Consider the following 18,625-nt stretch of genomic DNA (forward strand, 5'->3'; position numbering starts at 1 on the left):
GTATGGAGGATTCAATGTCCGTAGAATCGAACAATCATGCAATATCAGTTAATAACGTAACAAAAATATATAAGCTATACGAAAAGCCCATCGACCGCTTAAAGGAAGCCATGAGCCCGACCCATAAAAACTATCATCGGGATTTCTATGCCTTAAACGGCATTTCTTTTGATGTGAAAAAAGGACAGACCGTAGGCATCATCGGAACCAATGGTTCCGGAAAGTCAACCATTTTAAAGATCATCACAGGAGTCCTGACCCCTACCGCCGGAACTATGGAGGTAAATGGCGTTATCTCAGCCTTACTGGAGTTAGGCGCAGGCTTTAACATGGACTATACCGGAATCGAAAACATCTATATGAACGGAACCATGATGGGATTCTCCAGAAAAGAGATGGATGACAAGCTTAAGGATATCCTGGATTTTGCAGACATCGGCGATTTTGTATACCAGCCTGTAAAAACATATTCCAGCGGTATGTTCGTCCGTCTGGCCTTCGCTCTTGCCATCAATGTAGAGCCGGAGATACTGATCGTCGATGAAGCCCTTTCCGTAGGAGACGTATTCTTCCAGGCAAAATGCTACCGCCGTATGGAAGAAATCCGCCAGAATGGAACCACTATTTTAATGGTTACACACGACATGGGTGCCATTATTAAATACTGTGATCAGGTAGTGGTATTAAACAAGGGTAATTTCATAGCTCAGGGCGAACCAGGAAAAATGGTGGATTTATATAAGAAAATCTTAGCCAATCAGATGGATGATTTGTCTCTGGAACTGGAGGAAATAAGGAGCGGAGAGTTAAATGACTTCTCCGGAGAACATGTGAAATCCAGAAAAGAAGCAAAGGCAGCCCAGGAAGGCTTTATGAAGGATAAGCTGACCGTGAATCCAAACCGTACCGAATACGGAGATAAAAAGGCTGAAATCGTAGATTTCGGTCTCCTTGATGAGCGGGGAAATGTTTCCAATCTTCTTTTAAAGGGCGAGTATTTCACCATCAAAGAAAGAATCCATTTCCACGGAGACATCGAAGCTCCTATTTTTACTTACACCATAAAGGACAAACGGGGAGCCGATTTGACCGGCACCAATACCATGTATGAAGCTTCAGACGTTGAGCCAGTGAAAAACGGCGACGAATATGAGGTGGAATTTAAACAGAAAATGACCCTTCAAGGAGGGGAATATCTGCTTTCCATGAGCTGTACCGGATTTGAAAACGGAGAACATGTTGTTTACCACCGTCTGTATGATATTGTGAACATAACGGTTATTTCCAACAAGAATACAGTGGGTATCTATGATATGGAACCGGAAGTAAGTCTAATGCTGCACCGGGACAGAGTGTGAGGAGGAAGCATCAATGAACGATTTAAGCCCTGAAATCAGAAATTTATATGTAAAATATCAGGGAGACACAAAGGCGATTTTAAAAGACAATCCCAACCTGGATTATATGTATGCCCTTTCCGACATCCGGGAAAATCTGCTGGAATGGTACCAGTTTGAAGAAAACGCCTCCCTCCTGCAGATTGGTTCCGATTACGGCGCTCTTACCGGTTTATACAGCCGCAGAGTAAAAGAGGTGACTGTCTTAGAATCCAATCAGAACAATTTATCCTTTAACCGCCTTCGCCACCAGAAACGGGATAACATCAAATACGTTACCGGAAGTCTTGATACCTTCCCCGAAGAGCATTTTGACTATGTGGTCATGGTGGGATCTTTAGAAGAGCCTTATAAGGAACAGATTAAGAAAGCTAAGACTCTTTTAAAGCCAGAAGGAAAACTGATTCTTTCCCTGTGCAACCGCTTGGGCTTAAAGTATCAGGCAGGAGCTGTCTCCGATCAAACAAAACTTTCCAGACAGGAGCTTTTAGAACTGTTATGTGGAGAGGAAAAATGTCAGGGAAACGTAGAATTCTATTATCCCATGCCGGATTATAAGCTTCCTGTTACCATATATTCCGATTCTTATCTTCCCTCGAAGGGGGATCTGACCCATGCTATTTTAGCTTACGATTATCCCAAATACCTGCGTTTTGATTTAGGAAAGATGTTTGATGAAGTATGTGAGGGAAAACAGTTTCAGACATTTGCCAATTCATTTTTAACCATTTGGAGCCGCCATGAAGAAGATTAACTTTGTAAAATACAATAAAACCCGCAGGGAAGCCTTTCAGATCCGAACCAGTCTGGTGGAGGAAGGCGGAGTTCCCTATGTGGAAAAATCAGCCCTGACCCCGGAAGGCACTGCACATATCCGGTCCCTGGGCGACAAATATAAGAGTCTTATGGAGCAGAACCAGAGGTTAAAGGTGGCAGAGGTTTCTGTAAGCCCTGATGGGCGGACCGCCCGATTTGAATTCTTAAAGGGAGAGACCTTATCTGAAATTTTAGGCAGGGAGATTAAGGACGGAAAGGTTTCCGTCTCCAAGATGGAAGACGCCATTTCCATGATCTTAAGTGTAAAGGAAGATTGTATGCTTCCATTTCACTTAACTCCTGAATTTAAGGAGGTCTTTGGTGACCTATCCCAGGCCGATGAGAAAATCAAAAAAGACTGGACCTTCCAGGCATCCAACATAGACTGTCTCTTTGAGAATATTATGTTAACTGAAAATGGTCCTTATTGTCTGGATTATGAATGGGTATTTACCTTCCCGGTTCCAGTTAACTTTATTAAATTCCGGGTACTCTACTATTTCTATGAGCAGTATAAAAGCATCCTGAACTACGATTCCATGGAAGCATTTTTAGAGGAATTCGGAGTAGATGGGGATCGTCTGTCCCTCTATCAGGAGATGGAACGCAGCTTCCAGGAATACGTCCATGGAGAAAACCAGCAGATTTATCTGGTAAACTACATGCATGAGACCCATGCCATTCCAGATGATATGTTTGAAGTATCCCAGATCATTGATGATACCAAAGAGCAGATTTCCCAGATGGAAATGGAGCTTCATGAAAAAGATGTGACCATCACAAAACAGCAGGAAGTAAAGCGCCTGACGGATAACCATGTGACCAATCAGGATATGATCATCACCACTCTTCGGAAAGACTGCGAAAACATGGAAGAGATCATCAACCGATTAAGACGCCACGAGGCTTTGTTCTACCGGGTGGGAAGAAGGCTGAAACGCCTCTTTAACGAGAAATTCCCGGAAGGCACAAGAAAGCGAAAGCTGCTTTATTATACGAAAAATACATTGCTTCATCCCATAAATTCCATCCGCCTTTATACCACAGAGGAAGGCAGGAATTTAATAGAAGGAGATATGAAGATCGGGGAAGCTTACAGAAAGCATGGAAAGCTGCGGTTCGTAAAAGAAGGCCATCCCATGGTCTCTATCATCATTCCGGTATACAACCAGATTCATTATACCTACGCTTGCCTTGCCTCTATCTTAGAGCATACCAAAGATGTGGTATATGAGGTAATTATCGCAGACGATGTTTCCACAGATGCCACTTCGGAGCTTACCAAATTCACCGAGAATCTGGTGATCTGCAGAAATGAAACAAACCAGGGCTTTTTAAAGAACTGTAACCAGGCAGCCAAGGCCGCCAGGGGAAAATATGTCATGTTCTTAAACAATGACACCCAGGTAACAGAAGGCTGGCTGTCCAGTCTTGTAAACTTAATTGAATCCGACTCCACCATTGGTATGGTAGGCTCTAAGCTGGTGTACCCAGACGGACGCCTTCAGGAAGCCGGAGGAATTCTCTGGAGTGACGGTTCCGGCTGGAATTACGGACGTTTGGATGATCCGGAAAAGCCGGAATACAATTATGTAAAAGATGTGGACTACATTTCAGGCGCAGCCATTTTACTTTCCAATGAACTTTGGAAGCAGATCGGTGGCTTTGATGAACGGTTTGCCCCTGCTTACTGCGAGGATTCCGACCTGGCCTTTGAAGTAAGAAAAGCAGGACTTCGGGTGGTATATCAGCCTCTTTCCAATGTCATTCACTTTGAAGGTATCTCAAACGGCACCGATGTCAATGGTACCGGCCTAAAGCGGTATCAGGTAGAAAACAGCCGAAAGCTTCAGGAAAAATGGGCAGAAGAATTTAAAAAGCAATGTGAAAATGACGGAAACCCAGACCCCTTCCGGGCGAGAGAGCGAAGCCAGAATAAGGACATCATACTTGTGGTGGATCATTATGTCCCCACTTACGATCGGGATGCCGGCTCCAAGACCACCTTCCAGTATCTCCAGATGTTTGTGGAAAAAGGTTACGTGGTAAAATTCCTTGGGGATAACTTCCTTCATGAAGAACCTTATTCCACCGTTTTACAGCAGATGGGAATCGAGATTCTTTACGGCCCAGAATACCAGGCCGGAATCTGGAACTGGTTAAAGGACCATAGCGATGATATTAAGGTGGCTTATTTAAACCGTCCTCATATCGCAGCCAAATATATCGACTTTATTAAAAACAAAACCAACATAAAGGTAATCTACTACGGCCATGACCTTCATTTCTTACGGGAAGGAAGAGAGTACGAGCTGACAGGAGACCCGGAAAAGAGGGAGTCCTCGGAGTACTGGAAATCCATGGAGCTGCGCCTCATGAGAAAGGCATCTGTTTCCTATTATCCTTCCTATGTAGAACGGGAAGCCATTCATGAAATAGAGCCTTCCATTCACGTAAAGGCCATCGTCGCTTACGTGTTTGAAACATTTTTAAGCCGCATTCCCGATGATTTTTCCAAGCGGGAAGGACTGCTGTTTGTAGGAGGCTTTGCCCATCCGCCAAACATTGATGCTGTCTTGTGGTTTGCTAATGACATATTCCCATTAATCCGTCAGGTGCTTCCGGTGAATTTCTACATCGTAGGCTCCAAGGTAACGGATGAGATCAAGGCCCTAGAGCAGCCGGGGAATGGAATCATAGTCAAAGGCTTTGTATCCGATGAAGAGCTTTCCAGACTGTATGCCTCCTGCCGAGTGGTAGTAGTTCCCCTCCGCTATGGAGCTGGCGTAAAAGGAAAGGTCATTGAAGCCCTTTATCATGGATCCCCTATCGTAACGACCTCCATCGGAGCTGAAGGAATCCCTGATGCAGAAAAGGTTATGGCTGTTACCGATGATCCTCAGGGCTTTGCCCAGGAGGTAGTTTCCATGTATCGGGATACAGAACGCTGCAAACAAATCTGTGAAGAGACCCAGAATTACATCCGCAGATACCACAGCATTGATGCAGCCTGGAGCGTGGTTGGGGAAGATTTCTAGACCTGTTAAAATCGGGATAAGAGACTGGACCGCAAAAAAGGTGGCTGAGCCTTTTTGCGGACGGTCTTTTCCAGCTTAATGGGAATTATAGTGGATTGTTCCAAAGGAATTATGATATAATAAGAATGTTTCGACGTTCGAACCAATGATGAGTATAACAGGAGGAATCCGGTATGCAGGCAGTATTGCTGGCAGGCGGTCTTGGCACACGGCTCCGTTCCGTGGTAAATGACAGGCCAAAGCCAATGGCACTGATTGAAGGCAAGCCCTTCATGGAATATGTGGTATTGGAGCTTAAAAAGCATGGAGTCAAAGAGATTATATTTGCCGTAGGCTATAAGGGCTCTATGGTTGAGGAATATTTTGAAGACGGTACAAGATGGGGAATTAAGGTTTCCTATGCCTATGAAGAAGAGCTCTTAGGCACAGCCGGAGCGATTAAGAATGCAGGGCGTCTCGTGACCGACGACCGGTTTCTGGCACTGAATGCAGATACCTTCTATCAGATTGATTATGAAAGACTGACCTCCTTAAGTGAGGAGCGGAATCTCCATATGGCTCTGGTATTGCGGGAAGTACCTGACGTATCCCGGTATGGACAGGCCCTTTTGGAAGATGGCTGGTTAAAATCCTTTGACGAAAAAACAGAAGAATCCGTAAGAGGAACCATCAACGGAGGCGTTTACTACCTTCGCCGTTCCCTTCTTGAAGAAATTCCGGAAGGAAAGGTTTCTTTAGAACATGATATGATACCCAAGTGGCTGTCAGAGGGAAAGAAGCTTGGCGGCTTTGTCAATGACGGCTATTTTATTGATATTGGAGTTCCAGAAGATTATTACCGGTTTGATGAAGATGTAAGGAAAGGAACGGTGACCATATGATTATCAGAGGACGTGCGCCCCTTCGGGTAAGTTTTGGAGGAGGCGGAACCGATGTGGCCCCCTTCTGTGTGGAACAGGGAGGAGCTATCATTGGAAGTACCATTAATAAGTACGCCTATTGCTCCATAGTTCCAAGAGAAGACGACCAGATCATCGTCCATTCCCTGGACTTTGACATGACGGTTAAATACAACACCAATGAAAACTATGTCTACGATGGCAGGCTGGACCTTGTAACGGCAGCCTTAAAAGCCATGGACATCAAACAGGGCTGTGAAGTTTATTTACAGTGTGATGCGCCTCCAGGCTCAGGCCTTGGAACCTCATCTACCGTTATGGTGGCACTTTTGACCGCCATGGCCAAATGGAAGGGCATTGAGCTGGACAGCTATGCCATGGCTGATTTAGCCTATAAAGTGGAACGAGAGGATTTAAAGATCGACGGAGGCTATCAGGATCAGTACGCAGCCACCTTCGGCGGCTTTAATTTCATTGAATTCCACGGTCGTAACAACGTAGTGGTAAACCCACTTCGAATCAAAAAGGAGATCATTCACGAGCTCCAGTATAACCTGCTTTTATGCTACACCGGCAATATCCATGTATCCGCCAACATCATAAAAGACCAGGTATCCAACTATGAAAAGAAAGATCCCTTTGATGCCATGTGTGAGGTAAAAGCACTTGCCTATGCCATGAAAGATGAGCTGTTAAAGGGAAATTTATATAGCTTTGGAAAGCTTCTCGATTACGGCTGGAAAAGCAAAAAACGTATGAGCACCAAGATCACCACTCCCCATATCGATGAGCTTTATGAAGAGGCCTTAAAAGCAGGCGCCCTTGGCGGAAAGCTTTTAGGTGCAGGCGGTGGAGGTTTCCTTTTGGTATACTGCCCATATAACGTGCGCCACAAAGTAGCAGCCCGCATGGAAGCAGCAGGCGGACAGCTCACAGATTGGAACTTTGAATTAAGAGGGGCCCAGGCGTGGATCACCGATGAAGCACGTTGGGACTATTCTGATATCCGGGTGAAGATACCGGGCGGAGAATATAAATTTAACCTGTAAGAACACGGCACCAGGAGAATCAGAACATTATGGATAAAATCGTATTTTTAGACCGGGACGGAACCATCAACAAAGAAGTAGACTACTTATACCGCCCGGAAGACCTCGTAATACTCCCAGAAGTAACAGGAGCTCTAAGACGTCTGAAAGAGCATGGCTTTCGCCTTGTGGTTGTGACCAATCAGGCAGGCGTTGCCAGAGGATTTTACAAGGAAGAGGATGTCAAGACGCTTCATGAAGCATTAAATCGGCATCTGTCAAAGGAAGGCGCTGAAATAGACCAATTTTTCTACTGCCCCCATCACCCGGTACATGGAATCTCAGAGTATAAAACGGAGTGCCATTGCCGAAAACCGGAAACCGGAATGTTTGAAATGGCAGAAGCATATTTCCAAGTGGACAAGGCTAATTCCTATATGATCGGTGATAAGCTTTTAGACACAGAAGCCGGTAACCGGTATGGAGTAAGTTCTATTTTAGTTGGAACCGGATACGGAAAAGACATCTATGACTCCATGAAAGAGGAAGAGAGATCAGCGGCATTTGCTTATTACGCCCCTTCCATGAAGGAAGCAGTTGATTATATACTAGGGCGTGTCTGAAAACTCATTGCTCCATTCTGCACGTCCCGCTTTGCAGTATATTTAATCCAAATTCAGTTGGCGTAGTCCACTACGCCGCCTTCATCTGGAACAAATCTCCTACAAAGTGTAACGCACATCTTGAAACAAGCAGTTTTCAGACACACCCTCGCCAGAGAAGGAGGAAAATAACATGGAACCTATGAAATACTTAGAGGAGCTGATGGAACGCTATCCCAATCTTTCCTGTGTAAGGGAAGAGATTAAAAATGCCTATGAGATTCTTGAAGCCTGTTATGTAAATGGCGGTAAGCTTCTCATCGCAGGAAATGGCGGAAGCTGTGCCGATGCAGAGCATATCGTTGGAGAACTGATGAAAGGCTTTGTAAAGCGCCGCAGCGTGTCTCCTGAGTTTCAGGAGACACTGAAAGAAATAGACCCAGAAATGGGAAGCGCCCTGGCTGAAAAGCTTCAGGGAGGACTTCCAGCCATTGCACTGACCGGACACCCTGGCCTTTCCACCGCCTTTTTAAATGATGTGGATGGAGATATGATATTTGCCCAGCAGACTTATGGGTATGGAAAAAAAGGAGATGTACTCCTTGGTATTTCCACCTCAGGCAATTCAAAAAATGTAATGTACGCCATGACCGCTGCCAGGGCACTTGGCATGAAGACCATAGGACTTACGGGAAAAGACGGAGGTCAGCTAAAAAAGACAGCCGACGTTTCCATAGTAGTGCCTGAGTCAGAGACATTTAAAATTCAGGAGCTTCACCTTCCCGTTTATCATGCACTGTGCCTGATGCTGGAAGAGCGGTTCTTTTAAACGGGTTCGCCCAAAACACAGGAGGATGAGATGAAAGACAGACAATGGATAGGCAAGGAAGCCGCATGGAAAGATGAAATCATAGCAGCCGTACTTTTGCTGGCCTTTGCTTTCTTCATTAACAGGGGCATTGAAATAAAAGGACTTTACATGGATGACCTCTATCTGTGGTCCTGCTACGGAGAACAATCCTTCCGGGAGTATGTCTTCCCATTAGGAAGCACCCGGTTCCGTTTCGTATTTAATCTGATTTCATGGCTGGAGCTTATGATCGCAGGTAATCATATTGGCTGGTTTGTACCAATCAATATACTGGTCAATGTCTGTATCGCCTATACGGTATACCGCTTCGGAAAGCGCTTATCCGGAAGGTGGACCATGGGATTTTTAACAGGTATCCTGTATCTCTTATCCCGTATGTCCTACTATCAGATCAGCCAGGTATACGGCTTAATGGAAACACTTGCTCTTTGGGCAGCCATTGGAATCCTTTACTGCCTGTATCGTTATATCACAGAGGAACCTGCAAAAAAAGCCCTCATTCCTTGTTCCGTGGCTCTGTATTTTGCCATCTGCTTTATCCATGAACGGTATATGGTTCTTCTGCCTCTTTTCTACGTTGCATTTTTGATGAAAAAAGAGCGAAAGCTAGTCCCCTGGATCTCCACCACTCTGGCATTTGCAGCGGTACAGGTGATTCGTTTTTTCACCATCGGCAGCATTTCTCCGGCAGGAACCGGAGGTACTACGGTCGCAGAAACCTTTAAAATAACCGGTGTTTTAAAATATGCCGTAAGCCAGATCCTTTATATCTTTGGTATCAATGCAGGCCCGGAGCATCTAAGCGGATTAAGCTGGGACGCATCACCTGCCTGGATTCGGGTCCTTGTCATGGTTTCCGGCCTTATGCTGGCAATTATGACCCTTATATTTCTTGCCGTGGTAATCAAAGAAAAAAAGGACCGCAAAATCAGGTTAAAAGTCATTGGCCTGTTCCTTCTCTTTATTGCCTTGTGCATCGGATCCTCCAGCGTCACCATACGTGTGGAAACCCGCTGGATCTATGTCTCCATGACAGCCGCCTGGCTGTTTGCCGCCTATATGTGCGGGGTGACGGTGCCGAAAAAAGAGCTGAATGCAAATCTTTCCAAGCCTCTGTTATACTGCGGCCTGTTTGTTCTTTACGGTCTGATCATGTTCCCGGTGGAAAGCTTTTACCGCGGAAAATATGAGAATCTCTACTATTGGTCCAATCAGCTCCGCTACAATTCTCTGGCAGAGGAGACCTACGGAAACTATAAGGATAAGCTTTTCGGTAAGAAAATATATATCATTGGCAATACTTATAAAATGAGTGATTTCACCGCCAATACCTTTTTTAAGACCTTTGATAAAAAAAGGACAGCAGAAGGCACGGAAGTGACATTTATCGATTCCATGGGATCCATTGGACTCATCACTCCTAATATGCTGATATTAAGGGAGGATCCAGCTCATAATGCGTTCCAGGATATCACGGATTTCGTTCGTAACTTAAAGTTTGAAAGAGTCTACGGCTGCTACGAAGACGGCTGGCTTGATGAGAATGCCAAGGCCCGCATCATGGCAGGAAATGAAGGGAAGATAACCTTTAAATTCTATTATCCCGGAGTAATAACCGGAATGGAACACATCATAGTTACCGTCAACGGAAGCGAACAAAGAGTCATTCCAATAGATGCCAGCACCGTAATGGCTGAATTTGATGTAGCCCCCTCCCAGGTATCCGAGTTTACCTTTGAAAGCAACTTTTTCTATGATGCAGCAACGGAACAAAGAGGAGAAGACCGTCTGTCCGTAGTAGCGGATATCACAGCAAACTAAGGGTAAGGTGACGCATGAAACGTAAATATCTGTATTATCTCTTACCCCTGTTAGGAACGGTATTCGGTCTCTGGTATATTTTTTCCTCTACCTGCGACGGAATCTATTCCGATTATGTCCGCCTGGTAAACAGCTATCTGCCAGATGTATGGAACCCAGACAAGTTTTTCGTTCCTGATATCCTGACCAGGGTACCGGCCAATTACCTTGGAAGAATTATAAATATCTATTTGTTTGGCTACAACACCATGTTTGACCGTGTCCTGGGTGTACTTGCCTTAGGATTATCCGGAGGTGTAATTGCCGCCTACTGCCTGAGAAAAAAGGTACCATTCCTTTGGTTTTCCCTCCTTATGGTGGTAGTTTTCAGTCTGAACAAATGGGAAATGCTGACCAATGGAAGCGGCTGGACCCATTTTTTATCCTTTGTATGCTTTTATTATCACTATGAGATTTTAGACCGTGTATGGAGCGGAGAGGAAAAACCTCATGACAAGCGAAAGCTTGTATTACTGCCATTTGCCACCACTCTTTTAGTGGCAGGCCCATACTGCGCAATCTATTCCGTAACAGTGATATTAGCCTGCGGCGTTCTGTTCCTCTTAAAAAAGGGAAGAGGGAAATTGGATTACTGCCTGTATGGAGTAAGCGCCTTTATTTCCCTGGGCTTGTACCTTTGGAGCAATTCCTATGCAATCGAGGATCATGCAGCCCCTGCCACAGGATCCATCCTGGATCAGTTAAAAGAAACCCCAGGCTTTTTTGTTCGATTCTTTGTAAAGTCATTTTCCTCCATGGTAATAGGAGGGGAGAGGGCAGAAGAGATATTTCATACCAATCTGCCGTTTCTGATTCTGGGATTCTTTGTCATAGCCCTGTATCTTATTGCCATCTGGTGGAACTTAAAATATCGCCTCTACCAGAGGACCATATTTCCGTTGATTCTCATTGTATCAGGTGGATTAAACCATGTACTGATTGTCATCTCCAGATGGATCTTTCTTCAGGAAAATTACGGGATAAGCTCCAGATATGCTCTGCAGTTCCAGACCGGCATTCTGGGAATCCTACTTACCTTCTGCTTGATTGTTCAAAGCAGAAAAAGAAGGCCAGAAGAGCTTGTCCGCCTCATGGGAGCTGTTGCGGCTGCGGTATTTCTCATAGGGAACATCTACACCACGTACCATGAAATTAAAAAAGCACCCAACCGTTTGGAAATATATGAAAAAAGAGTAAAACTGGCACTTGATTTTGAGAATCTGTCAGACGATGAGCTTCGGGAGAAATTTGAATATAGAAAAAACCGCGAGGACAGCGGTGCCAAGGTGCGCAGCGCACTTACTATTCTTAAGGAAAATGGCTACAGCATATTTCATTCCCGTGAATCATCGAAAAATTAACAACGCAGCCCTTCCTATTGGGAGTATGAAGGTACCTGCTTGAGGAGCATAAATTATGGAAAAAACACTATCGGTCGTAGTCTCATGCTATAACGAAGAACTGGCTCTCGACCAGTTCTATAAAGAGACGGCCAGTATTCTAAAGAGTCTTGACTGGGATTACGAGCTCATATTTGTCAACGACGGAAGCCAGGATAATACCATGGAGGTGCTGACCCAGCTGTCAGAAGGAGACGAAAAAGTAAAAGTCATCAGCTTCTCCCGAAACTTCGGCCATGAAGCAGCCATGATTGCAGGGCTGGATTACAGCAAAGGGGACGGTATCGTCTGCATGGATGCAGACTTACAGCACCCTCCGGAATATCTGCCTGAAATCGTAAAGAAGTTAACAGAAGGATATGACGTCATCAATATGGTTCGTACCAAAAATGAATCAGCAGGCTGGTTTAAAAATCTTGCCTCATCTGCCTTTTACCATCTCATCAACGTCCTTTCTGACGTTAAATTTGAGCCAAATGCCTCAGACTTCTTCGCCATATCAAAGAAAGCTGGAAAGGTCTTAAAGGACAATTACAGAGAAAAGGTACGCTTCCTAAGAGGCTATGTTCAAAATATCGGTTTTCGCAAAACTACGATTGAATATGAAGCCAGAGTGAGAGTGGCGGGAGAGAGTAAGTACAGCATCAAAAAGCTGATCGCATTTTCTTTAAATACCATTATGTGTTTTTCCAACCTTCCTCTTAAGCTTGGCATTTACGCCGGCTGCGGCGCTGGAGTCCTGGGACTTGTCATGATGATCTACACCATATGGAGCTGGGCCAGAGTGGGAACTCCCAATGGATATGCAACTACCATTGTACTGATCTGCTTTATGTTCGCGGTCCTTTTCCTGATTGTAGGTGTTATTGGAAATTATATTGCAATTCTCTTTGCGGAGTTAAAGGACAGGCCCATATATATTGTGGGAGAGACGAAGAACGTGGAAGAGTAGATATCCGATCTCTGTTGCTATTTTATGCGGGTTATAGGATATTTTTAGAAATCACTTGAATTTGGAAACAGAATTGATTATAATTAATATATAAAGAGGAACAACCACCTCATACAAGAGGTTGGCCTATATTAAATGTACAGAATCGCCACCTGATACCGGTCAAAGTATACAAGGGTGGTTTTTCTGTACCCATTTTTGGGTTTAAAGAAAAACTTTACTTACGATTATTATAAATAAAGGTAAGCAATGCAATGATGAAATACCAAAAGCCATAAGGTCTTTAAAGTCAAAATCCATCTGCATCACCTCCCATCTTATGTAAAATGGAAGGCCACCTCCTTGTATTAACATGATTGTTCCATATGAATATTTTACCATAAGAACTAGTGTTCTTCAAATGTAAAGTTAAAAATATACCATTATTTCCTATTATAGGTGAAATATAGCATATAAGCATTGAATAGCGTTGCTGATGGATTTATTTGGAGCTGTAAGCTGGGCAAGTAGAGTGAAAATATTGTTATAAAAAATACGTCTTAATCGGTGGTTAGCTACGGTTTAATATGCTGCGGTAGCATATCAGACTTAGAACCCCGTCTCAAGACGTATTTTTGTCATCTATATGATATTTTTGTATAGAACTCTGTCATAAATTTATGTTGTGACAGCCTCTTAGTCAAAAGTGGGACTGCAGTCGCCAATGATACAAATTGACTATTTAGACAACCCAACACCAGGACCAACCTCTTTGGAAGTGCCCTGAGCAGGAGCAGTAGTCTCAGCCTGAGTTTCCTGAGTGTTCCCATTCCCTGGCTGATTCGTCTGTGCCTGAGTTTCCTGAGTAGGGGTTCCCTGAGTCTCCTGAGGAGTTACCGTACAAACACCATTGGAATCTACCGTGTAGGAAACACCATTAACATTAATGTTCGTAGAAACCGCCATCTTACCATCAGAAGGATTCAGATAATACTGTTTCCCATTAATCTGTGCCATGCCGGTTGCCATGCCGCCGCCTTCATTGAAATAGTACCATGCCCCGTCAACTTGTCTCCAGCCAACGGTCATTTTACCAGAAGAGGTGCTTAAGTAATACTTAGTGCCCCTGTCATCCAGCCATCCGGTCTGCATTTTTCCTTCTTTGGACAGATAATACCAGGTATTGTCTACATTCGTCCAACCTGATGCCATGCTTCCACCCTGATTAAAATAGTACCAGGTGTCATCAAGCTTTGACCAGCCTGTAGTAACCGCGCCACTGTCACCAAGGTAGTACTTAGAATCACCTTCAGTGAACCAGCCAGTAGCCATCACTCCGTCATTGTTTAAATGATACCGCTTACCGTTAATATCCTTCCAGCCGGTAGACATAACGCCATCGTCCTGAAGGTGATACCATTTCCCATCGTGATTTTTCCAACCAGTAACCATCTGACCGGAGGAATCATTTAAGTAATATTTCTTTCCATCGATGGTAGACCAGCCAGATGCCATGGTACCGTCATTATTTAAATAATAGCGGGATCCATTATCTGTCAGCCACCCAGTATTCATAGCACCGCTTCCGTTAAAGAAATACCAACGGTCAGAAAGCTGTTTCCAGCCAGTGTTCATACGTCCATTGCTTTCATCAAGGTAATATTTCTGGCCATCCTTTTCAAGCCATCCCGTAGACGCCAGACCCTCTCCATTCATATAGAACCAACCAGTTCCATCGTTGATCCAACTGTCTTTTTGCATCGCATAATTCTGGTAGTAATAGGTCTTACCGCCAATGGTTCTCCAGAGATTGCCAGGAAGCTTTGGAGTCAGATCCTTATATAGAAAATCAATGTCAACATTGCCGTTGATGCCTTGAATCGATCCGGTACTGGTTACCTGCCACATAATGGGATCCGGATATTTGTGCTGCGCCTCATAGCGGGCAACCCAGACATCACGTTTCATTTTGGATAGATCAATTTTATTGGTCAGCCAGTAATCGTTTGCATAAACAATTGGATAATATCCGGCTTCCTGAATGCGGTCGCAGAATGCATTGATGATCTCGCTGACCTGAGTAGGAGGAAGAGAACCAAGTGTGGCACTGTCCTCTGCATCGAATGCAATGGGGAAATTAACAGGATAATCCTTGACCAGGTTCAGCACAAAATCAGCCTCTTCCCTTGCCATGTCAGGAGTTGTTGCCAGAGAGTAGATATATGCACCTACTTTAATTCCAGCCGCAGAAGCTCCTCTGATATTGGTATGAAAATTAGGATCTATCACGCCTTTTGACCTGGTACCCAGCATAACAAAGCTGACGTCATTGGCAGCCACGGCTGTCCAATCTACATTGCCCTGCCATCTGGAAACGTCGATACCTCTTGCAATGACCCGGTCTAACACAGTGCCATCTCTCATCTGATAAGAACCATTCACCCGTTCATAACCGGCTGCTGCCCAGGAATTCATAGCAGGATAAAAACCGGTTGAAATGCCCATAAAAGCGCAAAGCGTAGCCGCTGCAAACCGAATAACTATCTTTTTGTGTCTCAAAACAAAACCTCCTTATCGCTTGTAATTCTTTATTTGGTAACTTTTTATGTAATAATGCAAAAAAGTGGGTACCTGCGCCTTGTTGCAGATACCCACACAGATACTAAATCAAATCAATCAGCCAGGACCATTCGTGAGTCCAGGAGACAATTGGTATACGCCGCCGCTGTTGGAAGAATTCGAGGATCCTCCAGGAGTGTCATTGGAGGAGCTGCCCGGAGTTCCGCTTAATGTATTATTTCCGGAAGAAGTACCTCCCGGTCCGCCAGAACCAGATCCAGAGGAGTTAGTCCCGCCTGGTGTTGTATTTGAATTACCAGGAGTGCTACCTGAGGAATTTCCGTTTGACGATGTGGAAGTCGGAGTGCCGTTATTATTCTGGTACGCTCCGTTAGAAGCAAAGGAATAGCTTTTTCCATCAATGGTCAGAGTGGTGTTTGTTGCCATCTTTCCGGTTGAAGGATCAAGATAGTAATAAACATTAGAAAGCTGAACCCATCCAGTCATCATATGACCAGAATCATTAAAATAATACCAGGATCCTTCAATCTGTTTCCAGCCATGGGCCATCTTGCCGTTGCTTGTATCCATATAATACTTATTGGTGCCGTCACTGAGCCACCCAGTCATCATCTTGCCTAATACAGATTTAGAATCACCATTTAAATAATAATAAGAATTCTCAATCTTATTCCAGCCGGTAACCATCTTTCCGTCAGAGCCGAAATAGAACCAGTCATTTCCTACCTGTCCCCAGCCAATGACACATTTGCCATCACCCTTAAAGTAGTACCAGCCGCCGTCCATCTCACGCCAACCGGTAGCCATGGACCCGTCGCCCTTCATGTAATAATAATCATTGCCTATCTTAAGCCAACCCTTAACAAGGATCCCTGTATCATCCATGAGATAATAATATTTTCCGCCATTTTGTATCCACTTGGTCGCCATGGCACCATTGGAATGAAAATAGTACCAACTTCCGTTGATCTGCTTCCATCCAGTTGACATTAAGCCAGTTGAAAGATCAAGGAAATAAAATTTGCCGTCTGATGTCTTGACCCATCCTTTATGAACAGACCCATCCTGGTCAATGTATTTCCACTGGGAACCCTCTGAGACCCAACCGGTGGCAGCCCAGGCTGTACCAGCAGGTATAAGGGAAGCGGTCCCTATAAGCCCAGCTAGTAGAAAAGCTGTTGCCTTTTTTCCATATCGCATACCGTTCTCTTCCTCCTGTTCTAACATAACTATTTACACATAGTGCCATTATAGCATAGGAGCAGATAGAATACCTAAATATTTTATTACGATTTGCAGACAAATTTCCAAAAATGTCATTCTAATACAATTTTACTACATTTTTTATAGTAGTTCTTGGCGTACCGATACATAATTAACGTGTATTCGCCAAACTCCTCTCCAAGAGAAGCCTTATAAATAGCCCAAAGACTCCATAAAAACCCACCAAGAGCCATATATGCATAAACCGTAAACCGCTCCTCCATGGAAGGTTCACGTTCAAAATAAATCTCAATGAGCCGATCCGTTTGCTTTTCATTATAATAGGAATAGATTGCGCACATAGCAATATCCACCAATGGATCGCACATACCTGCATACTCCCAGTCGATCAGTCTGATATCTCCAGTAGGAAGGATGAGGAAATTATCCACTACCGTATCCAGATGAGAGAGCACCTTCTCATGTCCAAGCCCGTCAAGACGATCCAGCAATTCCTTCATACAGCCCCGTACCAGGTTATAATCATCAAATAAAATGTCACCACTCGCTTTACAAAGTTTTTCATAAAACTCGATTCTTTCTTTAAAATCAAAGGAGTGGGAGACCTTTAAACCAGATTGGTGGAATTTGCGTACAAGCTTTAAGCAGCGAATGATTTCATCTTCATTTTCCGCATCCGCATTATGAGCCCCTTCATAAAATTCAGCAATCTTATATCCCGTCTCCCCGCTAAAGTAAACGATCTTTTCTGAAATCCCCAGGTCATGGGTGGCATCATAAACTTCTTTTTCCTGTTGCCTGTTGATTAAAAGCTCAGTACCAGGCCCTGGAATCCGGCAGATATAATGGCGGTCTTTGATTTTAAAGAGGAATGATTTATTGGTCATACCAGCCTTTAAGCAACGGATTTCTGTGATTTCAGATTCCGGAATCTGAAATACCTTAGAAATAAGTTCCATCGCTTCATTATCCGAGTGACGCTGATATTTCACATCAAACCGACGAAGCTCTTCCAGGTTTTCAAACTCATAGACCTCGTCCGCCTGTCTCCGGTTGATATACATCTCAATTTCTTCCTTTGCCTCTGGGAAATCCGGCAGCCGTTTTGCTGCTTCCCCAGACAGCATTTCCATATAGACATTTTCCCAGTAGAACTGTTCTGTTCCTGGAAGATGGTAGTATTCCTCCAGTACTGGTAGAAACTTACTGGAAAATGATTTAGAGAAAAATGCAGGCCCATACATGACCCACTGGTCCTTACCTCCAACAAAAACGTTTAGAATGCGTCCTTTCTTATTATAATCAAGACACCATTCTGAAGTTTCGCCTTCCATATAAGAGGAGGAGTACCACGCACCGCCTTCATAGGCATGGTACATGTTGTGTCTCATCCAGTTATCCGATGATAGAACATACATGTTTTTACCGCGGAAAAGCTCTCTGGCTTGATAAATGGTGGTAAGTGTATTCTTTTTGGAGTATTCCGGATTATATAAAAGCTTGACCTGATATTTATCTATAAGGTATTCAAACTTCTCTTTCAAGTATCCAACTACAATGGTAATATCAGTGATTCCTACTTCATGTAGCTGGCGGATCTGGCGTTCAATCATACGTTCACCAAACACTTCAAGGAGCCCCTTTGGTGTTTCAAAGGTGAGTGGAACAAAACGGGAACCAAATCCGGCTGCAATAATAACAGCACCATCCACTTTATACTTCTCCAGCAGAGCTTGTCCTTCGGGAAGAAGTTCATAAGTCTCATTCCCCTTGTTAATTGCAATCAGCTGTTTATCCAGACATTCCTTAACCAGACTATTGGCAGTTCCCAGGGAAATATGAAGTTCCTTTGCAAGCTCTCTTTGAGTCACAGCAGGATTTTCAAAAATTGAGCGGCAAACAATAACATTACGATCCATAGCAGTACGCCTCCGTATATAAAATAATAAGTAAAATAGTATCAAATGAAATTTAATAGC

Annotated in this window: 13 protein-coding genes and 1 pseudogene; 11 read left to right on the plus strand and 3 right to left on the minus strand. The window is 44.0% G+C overall.

All coding sequences use genetic code 11. The annotated features are described in order from the left end of the window. Positions 1 to 14: 14 nt before the first annotated feature. The 11 genes and pseudogenes from OW255_RS03110 to OW255_RS03155 all read left to right on the plus strand — a co-directional run bounded on the left by OW255_RS03110 (position 15) and on the right by OW255_RS03155 (position 12,863). Entirely contained in the window at positions 15 to 1,358 is a 1,344-nt protein-coding gene (locus tag OW255_RS03110) for an ABC transporter ATP-binding protein (RefSeq protein WP_268115602.1), read from the plus strand. Between the two features lie 13 nt (positions 1,359 to 1,371). Continuing rightward, positions 1,372 to 2,151, plus strand: a complete 780-nt coding sequence (locus OW255_RS03115) for a class I SAM-dependent methyltransferase (RefSeq protein WP_268115603.1) — start codon at positions 1,372 to 1,374, stop codon at positions 2,149 to 2,151. Continuing rightward, positions 2,138 to 5,251 carry a glycosyltransferase gene (locus tag OW255_RS03120; RefSeq protein WP_268115604.1) on the plus strand — a complete coding sequence of 1,038 codons (3,114 nt, stop codon included), beginning with the start codon at positions 2,138 to 2,140 and terminating at the stop codon, positions 5,249 to 5,251. The genes OW255_RS03115 and OW255_RS03120 overlap by 14 nt, the downstream gene beginning before the upstream one ends. 173 nt (positions 5,252 to 5,424) lie before the next feature. Next, on the plus strand, positions 5,425 to 6,132 hold the full coding sequence (locus tag OW255_RS03125; protein WP_268115605.1) for a nucleotidyltransferase family protein: 708 nt from the start codon (positions 5,425 to 5,427) through the stop codon (positions 6,130 to 6,132). Beyond that, entirely contained in the window at positions 6,129 to 7,199 is a 1,071-nt protein-coding gene (locus OW255_RS03130; protein ID WP_026892728.1) for a GHMP family kinase ATP-binding protein, read from the plus strand. The genes OW255_RS03125 and OW255_RS03130 overlap by 4 nt, the downstream gene beginning before the upstream one ends. 29 nt (positions 7,200 to 7,228) lie before the next feature. Next, the gene (locus OW255_RS03135) at positions 7,229 to 7,801 is read left to right on the plus strand and encodes a D-glycero-alpha-D-manno-heptose-1,7-bisphosphate 7-phosphatase (protein WP_268115606.1); all 573 of its coding nucleotides are present in this window, start codon (positions 7,229 to 7,231) and stop codon (positions 7,799 to 7,801) included. Positions 7,802 to 7,839: 38 nt separating this feature from the next. After that, a pseudogene (locus OW255_RS20950) lies at positions 7,840 to 7,896 on the plus strand (hypothetical protein); the annotation flags it as partial. Positions 7,897 to 7,973: 77 nt separating this feature from the next. Then, positions 7,974 to 8,609, plus strand: coding sequence for a D-sedoheptulose-7-phosphate isomerase (locus tag OW255_RS03140; protein ID WP_268115607.1), 636 nt, complete (start codon positions 7,974 to 7,976; stop codon positions 8,607 to 8,609). Between the two features lie 30 nt (positions 8,610 to 8,639). Next, the gene (locus OW255_RS03145) at positions 8,640 to 10,472 is read left to right on the plus strand and encodes a hypothetical protein (protein WP_268115608.1); all 1,833 of its coding nucleotides are present in this window, start codon (positions 8,640 to 8,642) and stop codon (positions 10,470 to 10,472) included. A 14-nt stretch (positions 10,473 to 10,486) separates the two neighbouring features. Further along, positions 10,487 to 11,872 (plus strand): hypothetical protein, encoded by a 1,386-nt coding sequence (locus OW255_RS03150; RefSeq protein ID WP_268115609.1) that lies wholly within the window; start codon positions 10,487 to 10,489, stop codon positions 11,870 to 11,872. Positions 11,873 to 11,927: 55 nt separating this feature from the next. After that, a complete protein-coding gene (locus tag OW255_RS03155; RefSeq protein ID WP_268115610.1) occupies positions 11,928 to 12,863 on the plus strand; it encodes a glycosyltransferase family 2 protein in 936 nt (311 codons plus the stop codon). A gap of 717 nt (positions 12,864 to 13,580) precedes the next feature. Here the strand turns inward: OW255_RS03155 and OW255_RS03160 are convergent. From OW255_RS03160 to OW255_RS03170, 3 genes are all read right to left on the minus strand, one after another. Next, complete coding sequence (locus OW255_RS03160) at positions 13,581 to 15,401, minus strand: GH25 family lysozyme (RefSeq protein WP_268115611.1); 1,821 nt, start codon at positions 15,399 to 15,401, stop codon at positions 13,581 to 13,583. 117 nt (positions 15,402 to 15,518) lie between these two features. Further along, complete coding sequence (locus tag OW255_RS03165; RefSeq protein WP_268115612.1) at positions 15,519 to 16,622, minus strand: PspC-like choline-binding domain-containing protein; 1,104 nt, start codon at positions 16,620 to 16,622, stop codon at positions 15,519 to 15,521. A 116-nt stretch (positions 16,623 to 16,738) separates the two neighbouring features. Further along, positions 16,739 to 18,565, minus strand: a complete 1,827-nt coding sequence (locus tag OW255_RS03170; protein ID WP_268115613.1) for a sugar phosphate nucleotidyltransferase — start codon at positions 18,563 to 18,565, stop codon at positions 16,739 to 16,741. Positions 18,566 to 18,625: the final 60 nt, after the last annotated feature.

Origin of the sequence: Lacrimispora xylanolytica (assembly GCF_026723765.1) — a bacterium.
Classification (GTDB): Bacteria; Bacillota; Clostridia; order Lachnospirales; family Lachnospiraceae; genus Lacrimispora; species Lacrimispora xylanolytica.

Bases quoted from the DNA above. Each gene is read 5' to 3' on its own strand.
- OW255_RS03165 (WP_268115612.1), bottom strand. From the start codon at position 16,622: ATGCGATATGGAAAAAAGGCAACAGCTTTTCTACTAGCTGGGCTTATA.
- OW255_RS03115 (WP_268115603.1), top strand. From the start codon at position 1,372: ATGAACGATTTAAGCCCTGAAATCAGAAATTTATATGTAAAATATCAG.
- OW255_RS03170 (WP_268115613.1), bottom strand. From the start codon at position 18,565: ATGGATCGTAATGTTATTGTTTGCCGCTCAATTTTTGAAAATCCTGCT.
- OW255_RS03150 (WP_268115609.1), top strand. From the start codon at position 10,487: ATGAAACGTAAATATCTGTATTATCTCTTACCCCTGTTAGGAACGGTA.
- OW255_RS03130 (WP_026892728.1), top strand. From the start codon at position 6,129: ATGATTATCAGAGGACGTGCGCCCCTTCGGGTAAGTTTTGGAGGAGGC.
- OW255_RS03155 (WP_268115610.1), top strand. From the start codon at position 11,928: ATGGAAAAAACACTATCGGTCGTAGTCTCATGCTATAACGAAGAACTG.
- OW255_RS03135 (WP_268115606.1), top strand. From the start codon at position 7,229: ATGGATAAAATCGTATTTTTAGACCGGGACGGAACCATCAACAAAGAA.
- OW255_RS03120 (WP_268115604.1), top strand. From the start codon at position 2,138: ATGAAGAAGATTAACTTTGTAAAATACAATAAAACCCGCAGGGAAGCC.
- OW255_RS03125 (WP_268115605.1), top strand. From the start codon at position 5,425: ATGCAGGCAGTATTGCTGGCAGGCGGTCTTGGCACACGGCTCCGTTCC.
- OW255_RS03140 (WP_268115607.1), top strand. From the start codon at position 7,974: ATGGAACCTATGAAATACTTAGAGGAGCTGATGGAACGCTATCCCAAT.
- OW255_RS03110 (WP_268115602.1), top strand. From the start codon at position 15: ATGTCCGTAGAATCGAACAATCATGCAATATCAGTTAATAACGTAACA.
- OW255_RS03145 (WP_268115608.1), top strand. From the start codon at position 8,640: ATGAAAGACAGACAATGGATAGGCAAGGAAGCCGCATGGAAAGATGAA.